Origin of the sequence: Ethanoligenens harbinense YUAN-3 (assembly GCF_000178115.2) — a bacterium.
Classification (GTDB): domain Bacteria; phylum Bacillota; class Clostridia; order Oscillospirales; family Ethanoligenentaceae; genus Ethanoligenens; species Ethanoligenens harbinense.
In genome coordinates this window covers 206551-226842 of record NC_014828.1, presented here as the reverse complement: position 1 = coordinate 226842, position 20292 = coordinate 206551, and the positions used below count along the sequence as shown (strand labels likewise).

Below are 20292 nucleotides of genomic sequence, written 5' to 3'. Positions count from 1 at the left end.
TGGAGTTGGCTCAGTCGTCACAACCGCCACAACCGCCGAAGCCGCGTTCTCCGCCGCAGCAGCAGCACAGGACGATGATGATAAGTATAATCCAGAGGCAGGAATTGTTGAATCCTCCGAAGAAACCGGACATGCAAAAGACCTCCTTTCAATGCTTTCATCAACATAGTATGGCGAATACCCGTTCGGGGTTCCTGCACGGCGTTCGCTGTTCTATGCGAGCGGGGTTTTCCGCATCCGGTATGCGCCGGATAGTATCAGCATATGCATTTGCGGGGGAGTGTGTTATTTTGTGAGCACGCGACGGGGCCTGTCTGTGTAAAATCCCGTGCCTCCGCGAAAAAACGCGTCCGATGCAGAAAAATCCACCAAAATGGTATATAAACAGTGCAGATGTTTTCTGAGAGCTATTGACTTGCCAGAAAAATGGGGTATAATAAACTCAAAAGGTCAAGGAAAGTCAAATGATAATCAAAAAAGGGGGTGCATGTATGAAACTCAGCGACATGATAACCGACATCATCCGCCAGATGCTCCGCGACGCGGAAAACGGCATCGCGGAGATCCAGCGCAACGAACTGGCGAGTCGTGTCGGCTGTGTTCCAAGCCAGATCAATTATGTCATCACCTCGCGTTTTACACCCGAGCAGGGATATATCGTAGAGTCCAGGCGGGGCGGCGGCGGATATATCCGCATCTCCCGCGTGCGTCTGGATAAGGGACAGTCGATCATGCACGCCATCAACGCCGTGGGCGAACGGCTGGATGCCGAAACGGCCCGCATCTTTCTTTCCAATTTGCGGGATGGCGGCGTTCTCGCCGCGCAGGCCGCGGAACTGATCGGCGCCGCTTTGTCGGACGCGGTGCTGCGTGCCGCCCCACAGGAAACGCGGGATGCGCTCCGGGCCGCCGTCTTCAAGCAGATGCTGGCCGTTCTGCTCAAATAAAAGGAGGCAATCAACCATGCTGTGTGACCACTGCGGAAAAAACGAAGCCACCGTCCATTTCCACGAAGCGGCGAACGGGCAGATCCACGAGGTGCATCTCTGCAGCGCATGCGCGAATGAAATGGGGTACAACAAGCTGCTGTCAGGCAACACCCCGTTTACCGGCATGACGCCGGACTGGCAGGATTTTCTGGGCAGCCTGTTTTCGCAGGCAATGCCCAGCCACGGCCCCGCGGGCAAGTCATGCAGCTTTTGCGGCACCACGTTTCAGGAGTTTGCCAAAAACGCCATGGCGGGCTGCCCGCATTGCTACCGCACATTCTATCAGGAGCTGCTGCCGTCGATCGAGCGCATTCACGGGAAGACGCATCATGTGGGCAAGATCCCCCGCAGCGCCTCGCGCGAGATCCTTGCTAGGCGGGAGCAGGCCATCCGTCTGCAACAGGTGGATGAGCTGAAGCATCAGCTCGAAGAAGCGGTGGACAAACAGGAATATGAGCAGGCCGCCAAACTGCGCGACCGGATCAAAGCCATCGAACAGGGAGGTGAGGTCAAATGAAGTGGTATCTGGAAACCGGTCCCGAGGGGGACGCTGTCATCAGCACGCGGGTGCGCCTGGCGCGTAACATCAGCGATATGCTCTTTCCTTGCAAGATGAACCTCGAGCAGGCGCATGAGGTGGAGGAAGCCACCCGTGCCGCCCTGTTCTCCGATGAGCAGATGGCCAGGGATTTCGAGTATATCGACATGGAAAAGCTGGGACCGGCGCGCTCCGTCTCTTATGCGGAAAAACATCTCATCAGCCCGGAATTTGCGAAGGAACGCGCCGGCCGTGCGCTTCTGCTCAAAAAGGACGAGTCGGTCAGCATCATGATTAATGAGGAAGACCATATCCGCATCCAAGCGCTCGCCTCCGGCTTCCGGCTGGAAGATGCCATGGAGACGGCCAACCACATCGACGACCTGTTCGACAGACATCTGCAATATGCGTTTGACGAAGACTTTGGATATCTCACCGAATGCCCCACCAACCTCGGCACCGGTATGCGCGCCAGCCTGATGCTCCACCTGCCGGGCCTTACCCGCTCCCGTTCCCTGCCCAGTCTGGCGCAGGCCATCACCAAACTCGGCTTCACCATCCGCGGGCTTTACGGCGAGGGCTCAAAAGGCACCGGCTCGTTCTACCAGATTTCCAATCAGGTGACGCTGGGCATTTCAGAGGCCGAGGTGCTGCGTTCCCTCACCGGCGTGGTCTCCCAGATCATCGCACAGGAACGCAGCATCCGCGAGGAATTCAAAAAGCTTGGCCCGGTCTTCGAGGACCGCATCTTCCGCAGCTATGGCATCCTGGCCAACGCGCGGATGCTCACGTCCGAGGAATTCATGAACCTGATTTCGGACGTGCGGTTCGGCATCACGATGGACATCATCACCGACGTGCCGCTCGAAGCAGTCAATGCCCTGCTGGGAGAGGTTCAGCCCGCGACCCTGCAGACACAGACGAACCATCCGATGGACGAACAGGAACGCGACATCCTGCGCGCCAAGATCGTGCGGGAAACGCTCACACATCTCGGGTCCCGCGAAAACGGGAACGCTTAAAAGGAGGATACGCATATGTTTGATAAATTCACGGAAAAGGCGGCCGCCGCTCTCAACCTCGCGCTGGAAAGCGCGCGCGATCTGGGCCACACGTATGTGGGCACCGAGCATATCCTCATCGGTCTGCTGCGCGAGGGCAGCGGCGTGGCCGCCAAAGTGCTGGAGCAGCACGGCGTGCAGGCGGACGCGGTGGAAAAACTGGTGGCCGAATCGGTGGGCAGAGGCGCGCATCCCTCCCATGTGACGGCGCAGAGTCTGACGCCGCGCGGCAAACACATCATCGAGCTGGCATATATGGAAGCGCAGAACCTGGGCCACGGCTACGTCGGCACCGAGCACCTGCTGATGGCACTGCTGCGCGAGGCGGACAGCGTGGCCGTGGCCGTGATGGTGCGTCTGGGCTGCGAGCCGAAGGAGTTGTACGCGGAAATCATCCGCGCCATCGGCGGCAATACCAATCAGCCGAACGACAAAGGAGCTTCCCCCGCGCCGGGCGGCGCGCAGCCGGCCCGCCGCCCGGGCAGCAATACGCCCACGCTCGACCAGTTCGGGCGCGACCTCACCGAGCAGGCCAAGGCCGCGCGGCTCGACCCGGTGATCGGGCGCGCCAAAGAAATCGAGCGCGTCATCCAGATCCTCTCCCGCCGTACCAAAAACAACCCCTGCCTCATCGGTGAACCCGGCGTGGGCAAGACGGCCATCGCCGAGGGGCTGGCCGAGAAGATCGTGGAGGGCCGCCTGCCCGAGACACTCAAGGACAAGCGTGTGGTCTCCCTTGACCTCACCGGCATGATCGCCGGCACCAAATACCGCGGTGAATTTGAGGAACGCATCAAAAAAGCGCTGGAAGAAGTGCGCAAGGCGGGCAATGTCATCCTCTTCATCGACGAGCTGCACACCATCATCGGCGCGGGCGCAGCCGAAGGTGCCATCGACGCCGCCAATATCCTCAAACCCATGCTGGCGCGCGGCGAAATCCAGGTGATCGGCGCCACCACCCTCAACGAATACCGCAAGCATATTGAGAAGGACGCCGCGCTCGAACGCCGCTTCCAACCGGTAACGGTGGGCGAGCCCTCGCAGGAGGAAGCGCTCCTGATCCTCAAGGGCCTGCGCGACAAATACGAGGCACACCACAAGGTGCGCATCACCGACGGGGCACTCGGGGCGGCGGTCACCCTCTCGGCCCGCTATATCTCCGACCGTTTCCTGCCGGATAAGGCCATTGACCTGATGGACGAAGCGGCCAGCCGCGTGCGGCTGAACGCCTTCACCGCGCCGCCCGACCTGCGCGACCTCGAAGAAAAACTGAAAAAGCTGGCCGAGGAAAAAGAAGCGGCCGTTAAAGCGCAGGATTTTGAGCGCGCCGCCAAGCTGCGTGACGAGGAAAAACACGTCAACGAGCAAATGGAAAACACAAAAAAAGAGTGGATGGCCGACAACGCCCGCTCCGTCAAGGAAGTCACCGAGGAGGACATCGCCGATATCGTGGCGGGCTGGACCGGCGTGCCGGTGAAAAAGCTGGCCGAGGAGGAAAGCGAACGCCTGCTGCACATGGAGGACGTGCTGCACAAACGCGTGGTGGGGCAAAACGAGGCGGTCGCCGCCGTGGCCAAAGCTATCCGCCGCGGGCGCGTGGGCCTGAAAGACCCCAAACGCCCGGTGGGCTCGTTCATCTTCCTCGGGCCGACCGGCGTGGGCAAAACGGAGCTTTCCAAAGCGCTGGCCGAGGCGCTGTTCGGGGACGAGAACGCGATGATCCGCGTGGATATGTCCGAATATATGGAGAAGCACACCGTGTCGCGGATGGTCGGCTCGCCTCCCGGCTATGTGGGATATGACGAGGGTGGCCAGCTCACCGAAAAGGTGCGCCGCAAACCTTATTCGGTGCTGCTGTTCGACGAGATCGAGAAGGCACATCCGGATGTGTTCAATATTCTGCTCCAAATCCTGGAAGACGGTATTCTCACCGACGCGCAGGGCCGCAAAGTGGATTTTAAAAACACCGTCATCATCATGACCTCCAACGTCGGTGCGCGCATGATCACCGACAACCGCCGTCTGGGCTTCGCCAACGCGGACAATGCCATCGCCAGCGACAAAGAGATCAAGAGCGACGTGATGGGCGAGCTGCGCCGCACGTTCCGCCCCGAGTTTCTCAACCGCGTGGATGACATCATCGTTTTCCACCAGCTCACCAGCGCCGATATCCAGCAGATCGCCGGCCGCATGCTCGAAACCGTCGCCAAACGCATCCAGGCGATGGAGATCGGCATCACCTTCTCCGACGAGGTGGTTACCCACATCGCAAAAGAGGGGTTCGACCCGGTCTACGGAGCACGTCCTCTGCGCCGAGCCATCCAGTCGAAAGTCGAGGACAAATTCTCCGAGGAAATGCTGGAGGGCAAGATCAAGACCGGCGATACGGTGCACACCGTGCTGAAAGACGACACCATCGTTTTCGAAACCGCCGCGGCGCCGCAACAGGTCTGAACGGGCTACAGAAACGGGTAAAAATCAAACGGCTGTTGCGCGGGCGGACCTGCGCCGCCGAAGCAACGCCTGTATGGGGTTTGCGGTGAGCAAGCCGCCATGCACGGACTATTCAAAAGGGGGACGCCTGACGCACAACGGCGCGCCCTCCTTTTGCGTTGCCTGAAAAAAAACCGTATGTACGCATTTCGCTTGCCTGATGACGCAAAATGCATGAAAAAGGTCACTTTTGCTTGACAATCCCGCTTCATGGCCTTAGAATATTGAAATAGAGTACCATTTTGTGATATGACACACGGGCTTTGGATATTTTGATCTCTTTATATATATGTTTAGATGTCACACGGCGCGCGGACAAGCGCGCCTGAAAGCGGAAAATTGCATATAAAGAAGAAAAAAGACGGCCTGTGATGATTGCGGGGCAAGGAGGTGCCGTTGAGCGGCATGGGTACGATAGAGGTCGTCATTGCCGTCATTCTGATCGTTGTGTGCGCGGTGGTGGGCTTTTTTCTGGGAATTGCCTACCGCAGGCGGATTGCGGAAGCGGAAATTAAATCGGCCGAAGATGAAGCACGTCGGATTGTCGGTGACGCACTGAAAGAAGCGGAAAACAAGAAAAAAGAAGCGCTGCTCGAGGCCAAGGATGAGATGCACAAGTTGCGCGCCGACGCGGAAAAAGAGATCCGTGATCGTCGCTCCGAAGTGACCAGGCAGGAACGCCGCCTGATCCAGAAAGAGGAATCCATCGACCGCAAACTGGAGCAACTGGAACAAAAGGACGAGACCCTCAACAAACGTAATAAGGCCGCCCAGGAGCGGCTGGACGAAGCAGAAGCCGTCAAGAGCCAGCAGCTTGAAACACTGGAGCGCATTTCCGGGTTCACCACCGAGCAGGCCAAAGACTACCTACTCAGTCGGCTGGAAAACGAACTGGCGTATGAAAAGTCGGTGCGCGTCAAAGACTATGAGCAGCAGCTGAAAGACGAGTCGGACGCGCGCGCACGGGAGATCATCACCACCGCCGTGCAGCGCTGCGCCGCAGACCATGTGGCCGAAGCCACCGTTTCGGTGGTGCCGCTGCCCAACGATGAGATGAAAGGCCGCATCATCGGCCGCGAGGGGCGTAACATCCGCACGCTGGAGACCCTGACCGGTGTGGATCTCATCATCGACGACACGCCGGAGGCCATCACGCTTTCCAGCTTCGATCCGGTGCGCCGCGAAGTCGCGCGCATCGCGCTCGAACGCCTGATTACCGATGGACGCATCCATCCCGCGCGCATCGAGGAAATGGTCGAAAAGGCCAAAAAAGAAGTGGAGAACACCATCCGTCAGGAAGGTGAACAGGCCATTATCGAGATGGGCATCCACGGCATGCACCACGAACTGGTCAAACTGCTTGGGCGACTGCGTTACCGTACCAGCTACGGCCAGAACGTTCTCAACCATTCGCTGGAGGTCGCGCAGCTTGCGGGCTTCATGGCGGCGGAGCTGCATGCAGACGCCACCACGGCTCGCCGCGCCGGTCTGTTGCATGATATCGGTAAGTCGGTCGACCGCGAGGTCGAGGGTTCCCATGTGGACATTGGCGTCGATATCGCCAAAAAATACAAGGAACATGCGGATATTATCCATGCCATTGAAGCGCATCACGGCGATGTGGAAGCGCGCACGGTGGTCGCCTGCCTGGTGCAGGCCGCCGATGCCATCTCGGCCGCGCGACCGGGCGCACGGCGTGAAAACCTCGAGAACTATATCCACCGGTTGGAGAAGCTTGAGACCATCGCCAATTCGTTTGAGGGCGTGGAAAAATCATTCGCCATTCAGGCGGGGCGCGAAGTACGCATCATGGTGCGGCCGGAAGCACTGGACGATCGCCAGATCGTGCTGGTTGCCCGCGATATCGTGGCCAAAATCGAGCACGAGATGGAATATCCCGGCCAGATCAAGGTTCACGTTATCCGTGAGAGCCGTGCCATCGAGTATGCCAAATGAGCGCCACCCGCTGTGGGTGCGCGTAAACAACGAGGATGTGGTGTGCCGCATCCTCGTTTTGTTTTTGTAAAGAAACGAGCCGCGCGTAGCGCGGCGTTTGGAGAGGGAGTGCGCATATGGTCGTTCTGGCCGTTGGAGATGTCGTTGGTTCGGGAGGGTGCGGTTTTCTGCGCGAGCACCTGCCGGCGCTGAAAAAACTGTACGGGGTGGACGTTACCATTGTAAACGGAGAGAATTCCGCGGACGGCAACGGCATCACACCCGGTTCGGCGCAGCATATCTTCACCAGCGGCGCGGACGTCATCACCACCGGCAACCATGTTTACCGGCGCCGCGAATTGCACGACATGCTGGAGGAAAACCCATTTCTGCTGCGCCCGGCCAACTATCCCGCGCGCGACCCCGGCCACGGCTGGTGCGTGGTGGATACCGGGCGGGTCCAGGTCTGCGTCGTCAACCTGATGGGCACCGTGTTTCTGGACAGTCTGGACAACCCGTTTTATGCCGCCGACGCCATTCTCAAAGAGATCGAACGTACGGTAGGCAAGGCCGTCATCCTGGTGGATTTCCACGCCGAGGCTACCAGCGAAAAACGTGCCCTCGGATTTTATCTGGACGGGCGGGTCAGCGCGGTGTACGGCACGCACACGCATGTGCAGACCGCGGATGAGGAAATTCTTTCCAAACAGACAGGCTATATCACCGATATCGGTATGACGGGGCCGGTCCGCTCCATTTTGGGCGTGGAACCCCATCTGGTGCTGGAGCGATACCTGACCAAAATGCCGGTACGCTTTGCGAACGCAGGGGCGCCTTATCAACTGTCTGGTGTCATATTCGACATAGATCATTTCACACAAAAAACGAATTTTGTTAAAAGAGTTCAAATTAAATAACATATATTTCCAAAAAAGCTTGCTATTTTAATTTTTTCGTCTTACAATAAGGGCAGGATTCTTTGGCGGCGGAATTTTGTGTGAACAATACGACTGTGCGTTTGCCTTGCCATGGGCTTGGCCAGCCGCCAAAACCGCCAGCAGCAGAGTTCCATTCTACTATCTTCACAGGAAGTGGGGTCATTATGGAAATCATCAAAGTTTCATCCAAATCCGCTCCCCATGCAGTTGCCGGAGCCATAGCGAATGTCATCCGCGACAAAAGTGCGGCTGAGATTCAGTCTGTGGGTGCCGGTGCCACCAATCAGGCGATCAAATCCATTGCTATTGCCCGCGGTTATCTTGCCCCTTCAGGAATCGATATCGTTTGCGTCCCCGGTTTTGCCAACGTGGAGGTGGCGGGGGAAAACCGTACCGCTATCCGCCTGATTGTCAAGACAGTATAAGTGCCTGTTGTTCGTCTTTGCCAGGGCGAAACCGTACGGTTTCGCCCTGCTTCTTTTTTATGGAGTCTTTCCGATTTCCACTGCTTTACGATATGGGCGGAACGTGTTATGATAAGAGGAGAACACGCATTCATATCCGTTGGGGCGGCCGAAGCCCCACACCCTGTGAAGGGGGATTTCCTTTTTTGAAACAGAATCACCGATGGGTTTTGGGCCTTTTGGCGTTGCTTTTGGCATTTGCGCTGGCCGGCTGCGCGGCGAGTAGCGGGGCGTCTTCGTCAAAGCCGTCTTCTTCATCCCAAACGTCTTCAGCCAAAGTGTCGTCGCAGACCGCGACCAAGCCCACCACGTTCAGCCTGCCCGTGGTGTTTGCGCAGGACATGAACCCGCTGACCAGCGGCTGCATGATCAATGTGACGCTTTGGCCGCTTCTTTACGACAGCCTTACGCAGCCGGACACGACCTTTACCGCACGGCAGGGTCTGGCCGCGTCGATCACCAACAGCGGCACCACCATGATGGTGCAGTTGCGCGGCGGCGTAAAATTTTCCGACGGGTCGGCGCTTACGGCGCAGGATGTGGCCTATAGTTACAATCTCGTCAAAAGCACGCCGTCGTCCTATTTTTACGGCAATGTGGGCAATATCGCGTCGGTCACGCCCCAGGGAAGCGGCACGGTGGTCTTCACCCTTTCCGCTCCCGACACGCTGGCGCAGAACCTGCTGGATATCCCCATCATCAAGACGGGAAGCGTGGCCGCCGCCCGCACGCCGCCTGTCGGCAGCGGACCATATACCTTTTCCACCAACCAGTTCAGCGGCACGCTTTCGGTTAATAAAAACTGGTATGGGGGCGGCACGTTCGGTTTTCAGACCATTGCGCTGGTCAACATGCCCAGCAGCGACGCCGTGCTTGGCAGCTTGAAAATCGGCGAGATCAATTACCTCTACACCGATTACGGCAACGGGGCGGTTCCAGCCGCCAACCTCGATTCCAAGACCGTAAATCTCAACCGCATGGTATTCATGGGGGTCAATTCGGGGCACTCGCTCACGGCGGACGCACATGTGCGCAGAGCCATTTCGTTTGCGCTCGACCGCCAGTCACTGAGCGACGACGCATTTTCGGCGCAGGCACTGCCCACCGATCTCCCGTATAATCCGGACTGGGCCGACGGTGTGAAGCCCGCGAGCACCGAACTGCGCGCACAGTTGGATAAAGCCGCTACGGAACTCACGGCGGCGGGTTACACCGCGCAGAACATCGGCGGCGTGGCCACCAAGGCGGGCGGCGCAAGCCCCCTGCAGTTGACGCTGTTGGTCAACAGCGGGGACCAGCAGATGACGGCGGCAGCCAACCAGATCAAGGTTTCGCTTGCCAAGGCGGGGATCGGCATTACCATCAACGCGCAGCCGTTTGCCGCCTATGTTGCCGCTTTGCAGGCCGGCAGTTACGATCTGTATCTGGGCAATCTTTCGCTCACGGCCGATATGGATCTTTCCCCGCTGCTGGCACCCGGCGGCGCGGCGGCATACGGCGTGCCCGCAAACAGCGCCACCCTCGCGGCGTTTAATACCTGGCGGACGGGCGGCGCACTCAGTGCGCTTACCACCGCGTATACCAGCGAGATGCCGTTTATTGCGCTGTGTTTCAAGACCGGCTCCGTGACGTTCACGCCCGGTCTGTCCGGCACGGTAAATCCGACCGTGCAAAACGTACTTTATGGCATTGCCGGCTGGCATTATTAGGGCCGGACGGCTGATCGGACAGACCGGCCGTGGACTGCGCCGGTGAAAAGGAGTGGAATGGATATGATCATTCTGGAAACCCCCAACGGCATTGTGGATGTGAGCAATGAATATTACAGCACCCTGATCGGCAGCGCCGTGTCGTCCTGCTACGGCGTGGCCGGCATGGCACCGGGCAATGCCGCGCAGGGCATCGCCTCGTTTTTCGGGCGCAAAAAGATCGACCACGGCGTGCTCGTCACCGCAAACGGCCGCGAGCTGGTGGTGGATCTGCATATTATCGTCACCTATGGCGTGAACATCGCCGAGATCGTCAAAAGCATCATTAAAAAAGTGCGCTACACCATTGAGGAAGCAACCGGCCTCACGGTGGAGAGCGTGAACGTCTATGTGGACGGCATGAGAGCCGACTGAACAGCCGTTTGTGAAAGCCTGGACCGGTGGGACCGCAGGGCCGGGCGACCTGTATCAAGCGAGAAAAAGGTGGCAATCAACATGGAGAATCCGACCATTACCGGCGTGATGCTCAACCAGATGTTTCAGGCGGCGGCGCAGGCTATTGAGACACAGGCCGCACAGGTGAACGCCCTGAATGTTTTTCCCGTGCCGGATGGCGATACGGGCTCGAATATGTCCCGCACGATGGGCGCATGCGCACATGCGCTGGCCGCGGTGGATGCGGACGCGGGCGCGGGCGAAGTGGCACGGGCGGCGGCTACGGCCCTACTGCGGGGTGCGCGCGGCAATTCCGGAGTCATTTTGTCGCTACTGGTGCGCGGCATGGCACTTGCACTCCGGGGCAAAGAGGCGGCAACCGCCGCCGACTGGGCCGGCGCGCTCCAAAGCGGCGTGGACGCCGCCTATAAAGCCGTGATGAAGCCTGCAGAGGGCACCATCCTCACGGTGGCGCGCGAGGCCGCCGTGGCTGCCGCTTTTGGCGCCAACAACGGCGAAGACATGCACGCCGTTTTTCTGGCGACGGTGGAGCAGGCAAAGGACACGCTTGCCCGCACGCCCGATATGTTGCCGGTGCTGAAAAAGGCCGGCGTGGTAGACTCCGGTGGGCAGGGGCTGGTCATCATCCTGTCCGCCATGCTGGATGTGCTGGAAGGCAAAGCGGCCGCCGCCGAACCGGAACAGGACGTGCCGCCGGAGCATGACGCGGCGGCCAGCGCCGAGGACGAGAGCGCCTATGCCTACTGCACCGAATTTATCATCAACAAGCGGAAAAACGTAGCCACAAAAGACTCCCTGGCGCTGCGCGCGTTTCTGGAATCACTGGGCGACTGCGTGCTGGTGGCGGACGATGAGGATTTCATCAAGGTGCACTGCCACACCGATCACCCCGGCAAAGCCATTGAGGAAGCGCTCACGTTCGGATTCCTCACCGATCTGAAGATTGACAACATGCACGAGCAGCACCGCGAAAAAGCGGACAGCGAACCGTTGAAAGCCATCGGGTTCGTGGCCGTGGCATCCGGCAAGGGTGTGGCTGCCGTCTTCCGCGACCTCGGCGTGGACGCGGTGGTAGAGGGCGGCCAGACGATGAACCCCAGCACCGAAGATATTCTCAAGGCAGTGGAAGGCGTGGCGGCGCAGACGGTGTTCATCCTTCCCAATAACAAAAACATCCTGATGGCGGCCGAACAGGCCGCGGCGCTTTCCGCGGGCAAGGCGCGCGTGCTTCATACCAAGACCATCCCGCAGGGGATGACCGCCATGCTGGCCTATCTGCCTGACGCGGATGCCGAGCAGAATCTGCTGGCCATGGAATCCGCCTACGGCAAAGTGCACACCGGGTTGGTGACCTATGCGGTACGGGACACCGAGTTTGACGGCAAACGCATTCACAAGGGCGAGATTCTCGCACTGGAGGAAGGGCACATATCCTTTACCGACGGCGACACCATGCGGGCAGCCGTCCGGCTGCTGCGCGACCTAGCGGACAAATCCACGGCGTTCATCACCATCCTCTACGGCGAGGGTGTGAACGCCGCACAAGCGGAAACGGTGCGCGCGGAGATCGCGGGGCGGTTCCCGCAGGCCGAGGTCAATGTCATCAACGGCGGGCAGCCAATCTACAGTTTTATCCTTTCGGTAGAATAAGCCGAGAGAACTGTATTTGTAGGGAATGAGCTGGCGGCGTGGCCGTTTCACATAAGGTTTGCGGCGGCGGGAAACAATTTCTGCCGCTTTTTGCTGCAATGGGAGGCCACATGGAGGAATTGGCGCGGAATGTGCGCACACTGCGCGGTGTAGGGCCGAAACGGGCCGCGCTGTTTGCGAAGCTGGGCGTACACACCGTGCGGGACCTGCTGTATACGTTTCCACGCAGCTATGAAGATTTTACACGGCCGGTTTCGATCTCGCAGGCAGCGCCGGGCGAGGTGTGCTGCATCCGTGCCGTGGTGAGCGCGCCCATACGGGTGACGAGGGCGAGCGGCGGCATGCTGCTCTGCAAGACGCGGGTGGCGGATGACAGCGGCATACTGGAAGTTGTGTTTTTCAACAACAAATACGCTGCGGAGCTGCTCAAGGAGGGCGCAGCATATTTCCTGTACGGCCGGGTGAGCGGCACGCTGTTCCGGAAAACGATGACCGCCCCCGAATGTCTGCCTGCCGGCTGCAACCCCGGCCTGCGCCCGGTGTATGCGACCACGGCGGGGCTTTCTTCGCGTGCAGTAGGCGCTGCAGTGCAGGCGGCGCTTAGCCTGTTTGCGACCCGCACCATTCCCGAACTGCTGCCCGACACACTGCGGGCGGAGTACCAGCTCTGCCGTGTGGGCTGCGCGCTGCAAAATATCCATTTTCCACGGGACGGGCAGGCGCTGGCCGCCGCGCGCCGGAGGCTGGTGTTCGACGAATTGCTGGCACTGCTGTTGGGCATGGGACTGCTGCGTCACCGGCAGGCGGACGGGCACGCGCCGCGCTGTCTGCCGGATTTTGATTTTGCACCGTTTTTTGCATCGCTGCCCTACACGCCCACCGGCGCACAGCTGCGCGCCGTGGCGGAGGCGGCCGCCGACATGGCGCGCGCCGTGCCGATGAACCGTCTGATCGAGGGCGATGTTGGTTCCGGCAAAACTACGGTGGCGGCGGCGCTCTGCGTGCTGGCGCATGCCGGCGGGCTGCAGTCGGCACTCATGGCCCCCACCGAGATTCTGGCCGCGCAGCATGCGCGGAATCTCGAACGGCTGCTTGCTCCAAGCGGCCTGCGGGTCGGCCTGCTCACGGGCGGGCTACCCGCTGCGAAAAAGCGCGAAGTCAAGGCCGCGATTGCGGACGGATCGGTGGGACTGGTGGTGGGCACCCACGCCCTGCTGCAGGAGGATGTGGCGTTTCACCGCCTGGGGCTAGTCATCACCGATGAGCAGCACCGTTTCGGCGTGGCGCAGCGGGCGGCGCTTGCGGCAAAAGGCAGCACGGATGCGGTCGATTCCAGCTCGCCGCACATGCTCATCATGTCGGCCACACCCATCCCGCGCACACTTTCCCTGATGATATACGGCGACCTGGACGTATCGGTGCTGAACGAACTGCCCGCCGGCAGGCGGCCGGTCAGAACCTATCTGGTGGGTAGCGGCTTGCGTGCGCGCGTGCACCGGTTTCTGCGCACGCAGGTGGAGCAAGGACAGCAGGCGTATATCGTCTGCCCGCTGGTGGAAGCAGACGAAAGCGAGCTGGCCGCTGCCGTGCAGTTGCGGGACGGGCTGGCCGAAACCTCTCTTGCCGGAATACCGGTAGGACTGCTGCACGGGCGGATGCCCGCGCGGGAAAAAGAGAAGGTCATGCAGGCGTTTGCCGCCGGTGACCTGAAGCTGCTGGTGAGCACCACCGTTATCGAGGTGGGAGTGGACGTACCCGCTGCCACTGTGATGGTGGTGGAAAATGCCGAACGCTTCGGCCTTTCACAGCTGCACCAGTTGCGGGGTCGGGTGGGGCGCGGCGCGGCGCAGTCGCACTGCATCCTCATCTCCGATGCGGAAGACGCTGCAACTCGTGAGCGGCTGCAAACCCTGTGCAAAACGGCCGATGGGTTTGCCATCGCAGAGCAAGACCTGAAGCTGCGCGGCCCCGGCGATTTTTTTGGCAAACGGCAGCATGGCCTGCCCGCGCTGGCCATCGCCGACCTCATGGGGGATATGGACATATTGCAGGAAGCGCGCCGAGCCGCCGATACATTACTGCGACAGGATCCCGCGCTGTCTCTAAAGGAGCATGCGGGCCTGCGCAATGCGGTGGACGCACTGTTTGCCGGAAACGGCATCGTATTCAACTGATTTTTACGTTTTATATATCATCAACGATCTCCCGCGCCCGTGGCCGGGAGATCGTTTGCGTCTGCTCAAAAAGATGCGGCTTTTTTCTGTTTTCCGTGCGCATGCGGCCGAAATGGACGGGAAAACTAGGTTTGTCATCCTTTGCATGACGAATCATCCGAAAAAAGGAGGAATGCTTCATGGAGGCACGTCCGTTCAGAGGAGATGGGACGGAGTTCCAGTCCAGGAGCAGTACGCAGGATAATACGGCGCATCCGCACGGAACGCAGAACAGACAGTTGAAAACCTTTCACAACATGGTGCAGAAAGCCAAACAGGCCATAGACGATCATGGCGTCAAGTCGTGAAGCGATTCCCGCGCCCTGCAAATATGTGCAGGACGCGGGAATTTTGTTAAGATATTGCAGTTTGTGCCGATATATAGAGTGCGGAAGACACTGCCGGTCAGTTTTCGCTGTTCTGCTTCAGCGCGTCCATCACGCTCTGCAATCCGGACAGACCGGTGTCGGGCGCGTTTTCAGGAATGGGGGCGGCAATGTCGAATGCCTGCGCGCTCATCCACAGTTGCGGTGTGATGACGATTTCATACCCCAGCCCGTTGCCGGTCATCCACCGGTAAAACGGGTATTTGGGATAGCCGAACGCCGCCAGGATAAACATGATGGTGCCGCCGTGCGCACAGACCACTGCGCGTGTGGTACCTGCGCGCAGCAGTTCGTTCACGATGCCGGCAAACGCTGCGCAGCAGCGTTTTTGGAAGATTTCGACCGATTCGCCGTTCGGCGGCGTGATCCCGCCTTTGGCCGCCACCCATTTCTGATATCCGGGGTCGTCTTTCAGGTCATCCATGGACTTGTTCTCGTAATCGCCGAAGTCGCATTCGCGCAGGTCGGGCACCACGCGGGGCGACACGTCGGGGTAAAGGATTTCCAGCGTGCGCGCACAGCGCTGCAGCGGGCTGGTGTAGAATGCTTCCGCATCGGGATACCGGTAAGACCCGGCCAGCTTTTTCAACTCCTGTTCACCACGGGCGCTCAGCGGCTGGTCGGTGGAACCGATGTACCGTCCCTCGTCATTGCCCTGTGTTATGCCGTGGCGGATGAGATAGATGTGATACGCTTTCATAAAGAGCCTCCCTTGTGGGCATATGAATATATTGGTACATTCTACTCTGATAATTCGTGCAAATTCGACAACCGCAATCTTCCGGGTTTGGTTTACAAGAAACGCAATAACCTTTATAATTATACCATGTGTTATATAAAGGGGCGGTGACATGAACAAAGACTTTCCGCGCATTCTCACATTGCTGCGCAAGGAAAAAGGCATCAGCCAAAAAAACGCTGCGGAGGAATTGGGAATTTCCCAGGCTTTGCTTTCACATTATGAAAAGGGCATCCGGGAATGCGGGCTGGAATTCGTGGTGCGGGCGGCAGGCTATTACAACGTCTCCTGTGATTATCTGCTCGGGCGTTCGCCCGACCGGAACGGCACGATGCTTTCGGTGGAAGACCTGCCAGAGCCGGATGCCGCGGGTAAGGAAAACGTGTTCAAAGGGAGCCTGCTCCCCACACTGAACAAAAAGCTCATTGAGAACTCGATCAACATCATCTACGATCTGCTCCAGCACGCGGGCAGCCGCGATCTGACGGTGGAGGTGTCCAACTATCTGTCCTTTGCAGTGTATAAAGTGTTCCGCAGCCTGTATCACGCCAACGAGAAGAACCCGAGCGGCCTGTTTTCCGTGCCGAAAGAACAATATGGGGCGCTTTCTTCCGCATCCATGGTCCTGACCGAGATGCGGCTGCGCGGCGCGCTGCTGGGCAAGGAATTGCCGGGAGGCGCGGCCCCGTTCAAAGACAAGGAAAAACTGGCGCTCAGCCCGGAGAAAATCGCACAGGATTATCCTCTCTTTGCCACCTCGCTGACCAATCTGGTAAAAAATGCAGAAAGCACCATGGAAAAACATCTGCGCCCATGAAATCTGCCGTTAGGAACCCATTTCCACACTTTATTGTATAGGAAAACCGCCGACACGGCAAGCCGTGCGGCGGTTTTTTGTGCATAAAAGAAAACAGAAGCCGTTTCAGCGCCCGATGTCCGTGCGGAATTGCATGCCGTCGAAATGGATTTCGCGCAGCGCCGCATAAGCGATGCCCAGCGCCTGCTCCAGCGTTGCCCCCAGCGCCGTGACCCCCAGCACCCGTCCACCCGCCGTGACAAGGGTGCCGTCCTCCAGTCTGGTGCCCGCATGGAAAACCGTCACATCCGGGTGCGTTTCGGCCGCCGCGATGCCGGTGATGGCTTTGCCGGAGGCATATTTGCCGGGATAGCCACCCGAAGCCGCCACCACACAGGCGGCAGCGCGGCTGTCCCACTCAATGTCCATACCGGCCAGGCGCTCGTCGGCGACGGCTTCCAGAATATCCAACAGGTCGCTTTGCAGGCGCAGCAGCACCACTTGGGTCTCCGGGTCGCCAAAACGCGCGTTGTACTCGATTACCTTCGGGCCATCCGGCGTGAGCATCAGCCCGAAATACAAACAGCCTTTGAACGGGCGCCCTTCCGCATTCATGGCATGCACGGTGGGCAAAAAGATGGTCTCCATGCACTGGTCGGCTATCGTGTCGGTGTAATGCGGGTTGGGGCTGATGGTGCCCATGCCGCCGGTGTTCGGCCCCTTGTCGCCATCGAGCGCGCGCTTGTGATCCTTGGATGAGACCATGGGGCGAATGGTCTTGCCGTCGGTGAAAGCCAGCACGCTCACTTCCGGCCCGGTGAGGAATTCCTCCACCACCACGCGATTACCGGACGCGCCGAAAATCTTGTCCTCCATGATGGCGTGGAGGGCGGCGCGCGCTTCGTCCTCGTTCTGCGCGATGACCACACCTTTGCCCAGCGCCAGCCCGTCCGCTTTGATGACGGCGGGGTAACGCCCCTCTTTCACAATGTGTGCAAGCGCCTCTATGGGGCTTTCGAACACATCGTAGGCCGCGGTGGGAATGCCGTATTTTTTCATGAGGTTTTTGGAAAAGACCTTACTGCTCTCGATGGCGGCGGCCGCTTGATTTGGCCCGAATGCTTTGATACCCGCCGCTTCCAGCGCGTCCACCATGCCGAGGGCCAGCGGGTCGTCCGGCGTGACCACAACGAATCCGATGCGGTTATCTTTGGCAAAACGCACCACGCCGTCCACGTCGGTAGCCTTGATGGGTACGCAGCGCGCATCCGCCGCGATGCCGCCGTTTCCCGGCGCGCAGTAGATGGCGCCCGCGCGCGGGCTTTCCTTGAGCTTTTTGATGACGGCGTGTTCGCGCCCGCCGCCGCCGATGACCAGTATATCCATTCGCAGTTTCTCCTCTTCGTGCCGCTTTCTGCCGCCGTCTTTTCGCAACATAAATGCGGGCTGTGCTCGCCTGTGCCCGTTCTTAGTGCTTGAAGTGGCGGTAGCCGGTGAACACCATGGCGATACCGGCGGCGTCGGCGGCTTTGATGGAATCCTCGTCGCGGATGGAGCCGCCCGGTTGAATGATGGCGGTGATGCCGGCTTTCTGTGCGGCTTCCACACAGTCGGAGAACGGGAAGTATGCATCCGAGCCCATCACGCTGCCGTTGACCTTGTCGCCGCCGTATTTGATGGCAAGTTCCAGCGCGGTGATACGGTTGGTCTGCCCCGGCCCGATGCCCACCGTCTGGTGGCTCTTTGAGAGCGCGATGCCGTTCGATTTCGTGTGCTTGACCACTTTCCAGACAAAATGCAGCTCGTCCAGCTCTTCGGGCGTGGGCTGGCGCTTCGTCACACATTTGAGCGCACTTTCGTCCAGCAGGAAGGTATCCAGCTTCTGCACCAGCAGGCCGCCCACCACCTTGCGCATGTCCAGCGTCTTCGGGTCGTTCGGCTTGGCCAGGTCGGGCAGCTCAAGCAGGCGGATATTCTTTTTCTTTTCGAGAATTTCCAGCGCTTCGGGCGCAAACCCCGGCGCAATAAGGATTTCCAGAAAGATTTTAGCCAGCTCGGCTGCGGTGGCTCCGTCCACCACACGGTTGAGGGCCACGATGCCGCCGTAAATGGAGACCGGGTCGGCCGCATAGGCGCGCTGGTAAGCTTCCAGCAGGGTCCTGCCGATGGCCACGCCGCAGGGGTTGGCATGCTTCACCGCCACGGCGGTGGGCACGGCTTCTCCGAATTCTTTGAGCAGATCGAGCGCGCCATTGGCGTCGTTGATGTTATTGTAAGAAAGCTCTTTGCCGTGCAACTGTCTGGCCGCCGCCAGCGTGTTGGACGGCGCGCCGATCTCGGTGTAAAACGCCGCGGGCTGGTGCGGGTTCTCGCCGTAGCGCATCTCCTGGCGCTTTTCAAAGGTGAGGGTGAGCGCATCGGGCAGGCTGGCGTCGCCGCGCGCTTTGCGGAGGTAATCCGCGATGAGCGCGTCGTACTGCGCGGTATGTTCAAATACCTTCGCCGCCAGGCGGAATTTCGTTGGGCGAGACACTTCCCCGATCTGACGGAGTTCTTCCAGCACCACGGCGTAATCCGCCGGATCGATGACCACCGCCACATCCTGCCAGTTCTTGGCCGCGCCGCGGATCATGGACGGGCCGCCGATGTCGATGTTCTCGATGGCTTCCTCCAGCGTTACGCCGGGTTTCAGGATAGTCTCCTTGAACGGGTAGAGGTTGATGGCCACGATGTCGATGGGGGTGACGCCCAGTTCCTCAAGCTGGCGCATATGCTCCGCGTTGCCGCGGATGGCCAGAATGCCTGCGTGAACCTTGGGGTGCAAGGTCTTCACCCGCCCGTCCAGACATTCGGGGAAGCCGGTGATGTCGCTGATGCCGGTGACGTTCACGCCCGCGTCGGCCAGCGCCCTGGCCGTGCCGCCGGTGGACACCACCTCATAGCCGAGTTCTTCCAGCGCCTTGGCGAAATCCGCCACGCCGGTCTTGTCCGAAACACTGATGAGCGCCCGCTTTTTCATAGAAATCCTCCGTTTGCACGCAATGCATGCCGTTTTTTGCGATCCCCGCGTTCTGGCCCGTGCCGGGCAAATAAAAACCGCCCGGGGATAGCTTACACTACGCCCAGGCGGTCGGCTTTTCTGTTCACGACGGGGCAAAACGTCCGTCCAAACCGGGCCGTACTCCACGTGGTTTGTCCACTTCCGCCAGTCATACGGCCGTTACAAGGATAGTATACCCAAAAACGCGGCATATTGCAAGAGCCTGGCAGTTCTGCTATGCTGAAAAGGAACCAACGGGAGGGGATGAGCGTATGAACATGGAAGTGAACGAGATTACACTGCGGGACGGGCGGAGCTGTACGCTCAGAAGCCCCACACCGGAAGACGCCGAGGCTATGCTGGCTCATCTGCGCGGCACGCGCGCCGAGACCGATTTTCTGGCGCGTGGTCCCCAAGACCCGGTGCCGACGGTGGAGGAAGAACGCGCGATGCTGCAAAAACAGCTGGATCACCCGCGCTCCGGTTTTCTCGCTGCATTTGTGGATGGGGAGATCGTCGGCAGCACGGGTCTCCATTCGCAGGACATCGTGCGATTTCTGCACCGGGCGGGCATAGGCATTTCGGTCTGCAAGGCGTATTGGCATCTGGGCGTGGGCTCCGCATTGCTTGGCGAAGTCCTTGCGCAGGCCAGGCGCATGAGCATCGAGCAGGTGGAGCTGGAAGTCGTGGCCAAAAATACCCGTGCCATAGCGCTCTATCAGAAGATGGGCTTTGTTTCCTACGGCCTGCGCGAACATGCGTCTAAGCTGGAGGACGGCACCTACCAAAGCGAATATCTCATGGTACTGCGCTTTTAGGGAGAAGAGGGAGATTTTTCCGAAAGGCTTGCAATACATAAACCAGGATGCTATTCTGGCGATATCA

18 protein-coding genes and 1 riboswitch are annotated in these 20292 nt (G+C 59.5%); of the genes, 14 read left to right on the top strand and 4 right to left on the bottom strand.

Annotated elements, in window-relative coordinates:
- Nucleotides 1–10 precede the first annotated feature (10 nt).
- Entirely contained in the window at nt 11–133 is a 123-nt protein-coding gene (locus ETHHA_RS16200) for a hypothetical protein (protein WP_013484181.1), read from the bottom strand.
- Nucleotides 134–491: 358 nt separating this feature from the next.
- Between ETHHA_RS16200 and ETHHA_RS01095 the strand changes: the two genes are divergently transcribed.
- The 12 genes from ETHHA_RS01095 (at nt 492) to ETHHA_RS15385 (ending at nt 14754) form a co-directional block, all read left to right on the top strand.
- A complete protein-coding gene (locus tag ETHHA_RS01095) occupies nt 492–947 on the top strand; it encodes a CtsR family transcriptional regulator (RefSeq protein WP_013484180.1) in 456 nt (151 codons plus the stop codon).
- 16 nt (nt 948–963) lie between these two features.
- Entirely contained in the window at nt 964–1506 is a 543-nt protein-coding gene (locus tag ETHHA_RS01090; RefSeq protein WP_013484179.1) for a UvrB/UvrC motif-containing protein, read from the top strand.
- Nucleotides 1503–2549 (top strand): protein arginine kinase, encoded by a 1047-nt coding sequence (locus tag ETHHA_RS01085; protein WP_013484178.1) that lies wholly within the window; start codon nt 1503–1505, stop codon nt 2547–2549. Before ETHHA_RS01090 ends, ETHHA_RS01085 begins: the two co-directional genes overlap by 4 nt.
- A gap of 15 nt (nt 2550–2564) precedes the next feature.
- Nucleotides 2565–5042: an ATP-dependent Clp protease ATP-binding subunit gene (locus ETHHA_RS01080; RefSeq protein WP_013484177.1), complete on the top strand. Its 2478-nt coding sequence runs from the start codon at nt 2565–2567 to the stop codon at nt 5040–5042.
- 444 nt (nt 5043–5486) lie between these two features.
- Nucleotides 5487–7037: a ribonuclease Y gene (gene rny / locus ETHHA_RS01075; protein ID WP_041686996.1), complete on the top strand. Its 1551-nt coding sequence runs from the start codon at nt 5487–5489 to the stop codon at nt 7035–7037.
- Nucleotides 7038–7153: 116 nt separating this feature from the next.
- The gene (locus ETHHA_RS01070) at nt 7154–7933 is read left to right on the top strand and encodes a TIGR00282 family metallophosphoesterase (protein WP_013484175.1); all 780 of its coding nucleotides are present in this window, start codon (nt 7154–7156) and stop codon (nt 7931–7933) included.
- Nucleotides 7934–8118: 185 nt separating this feature from the next.
- Nucleotides 8119–8379, top strand: a complete 261-nt coding sequence (locus tag ETHHA_RS01065; RefSeq protein ID WP_013484174.1) for a stage V sporulation protein S — start codon at nt 8119–8121, stop codon at nt 8377–8379.
- 185 nt (nt 8380–8564) lie between these two features.
- On the top strand, nt 8565–10127 hold the full coding sequence (locus ETHHA_RS01055) for an ABC transporter substrate-binding protein (RefSeq protein ID WP_013484173.1): 1563 nt from the start codon (nt 8565–8567) through the stop codon (nt 10125–10127).
- A 63-nt stretch (nt 10128–10190) separates the two neighbouring features.
- Nucleotides 10191–10541 carry an Asp23/Gls24 family envelope stress response protein gene (locus ETHHA_RS01050; protein ID WP_013484172.1) on the top strand — a complete coding sequence of 117 codons (351 nt, stop codon included), beginning with the start codon at nt 10191–10193 and terminating at the stop codon, nt 10539–10541.
- 81 nt (nt 10542–10622) lie between these two features.
- Nucleotides 10623–12233, top strand: coding sequence for a DAK2 domain-containing protein (locus ETHHA_RS01045; RefSeq protein WP_013484171.1), 1611 nt, complete (start codon nt 10623–10625; stop codon nt 12231–12233).
- Between the two features lie 110 nt (nt 12234–12343).
- A complete protein-coding gene (gene recG / locus ETHHA_RS01040; protein WP_013484170.1) occupies nt 12344–14407 on the top strand; it encodes an ATP-dependent DNA helicase RecG in 2064 nt (687 codons plus the stop codon).
- 179 nt (nt 14408–14586) lie between these two features.
- Nucleotides 14587–14754 (top strand): hypothetical protein, encoded by a 168-nt coding sequence (locus ETHHA_RS15385; protein WP_013484169.1) that lies wholly within the window; start codon nt 14587–14589, stop codon nt 14752–14754.
- 97 nt (nt 14755–14851) lie between these two features.
- Here the strand turns inward: ETHHA_RS15385 and ETHHA_RS01035 are convergent, their stop codons facing one another.
- Complete coding sequence (locus ETHHA_RS01035; protein WP_013484168.1) at nt 14852–15532, bottom strand: histidine phosphatase family protein; 681 nt, start codon at nt 15530–15532, stop codon at nt 14852–14854.
- Between the two features lie 151 nt (nt 15533–15683).
- Here ETHHA_RS01035 and ETHHA_RS01030 point away from each other — a divergent pair, with 151 nt between their 5' ends.
- The gene (locus tag ETHHA_RS01030; RefSeq protein ID WP_013484167.1) at nt 15684–16388 is read left to right on the top strand and encodes a helix-turn-helix domain-containing protein; all 705 of its coding nucleotides are present in this window, start codon (nt 15684–15686) and stop codon (nt 16386–16388) included.
- Nucleotides 16389–16493: 105 nt separating this feature from the next.
- Here ETHHA_RS01030 and purD read toward each other — a convergent pair whose 3' ends face one another.
- A complete protein-coding gene (gene purD / locus ETHHA_RS01025; RefSeq protein ID WP_013484166.1) occupies nt 16494–17753 on the bottom strand; it encodes a phosphoribosylamine--glycine ligase in 1260 nt (419 codons plus the stop codon).
- Nucleotides 17754–17835: 82 nt separating this feature from the next.
- Complete coding sequence (gene purH / locus ETHHA_RS01020; protein WP_013484165.1) at nt 17836–19386, bottom strand: bifunctional phosphoribosylaminoimidazolecarboxamide formyltransferase/IMP cyclohydrolase; 1551 nt, start codon at nt 19384–19386, stop codon at nt 17836–17838.
- Nucleotides 19387–19480: 94 nt separating this feature from the next.
- Nucleotides 19481–19590, bottom strand: a riboswitch (ZMP/ZTP riboswitch).
- A gap of 89 nt (nt 19591–19679) precedes the next feature.
- Between purH and ETHHA_RS01015 the strand changes: the two genes are divergently transcribed.
- Nucleotides 19680–20225 carry a GNAT family N-acetyltransferase gene (locus ETHHA_RS01015; protein WP_013484164.1) on the top strand — a complete coding sequence of 182 codons (546 nt, stop codon included), beginning with the start codon at nt 19680–19682 and terminating at the stop codon, nt 20223–20225.
- The last annotated feature ends 67 nt before the right edge of the window (nt 20226–20292 follow it).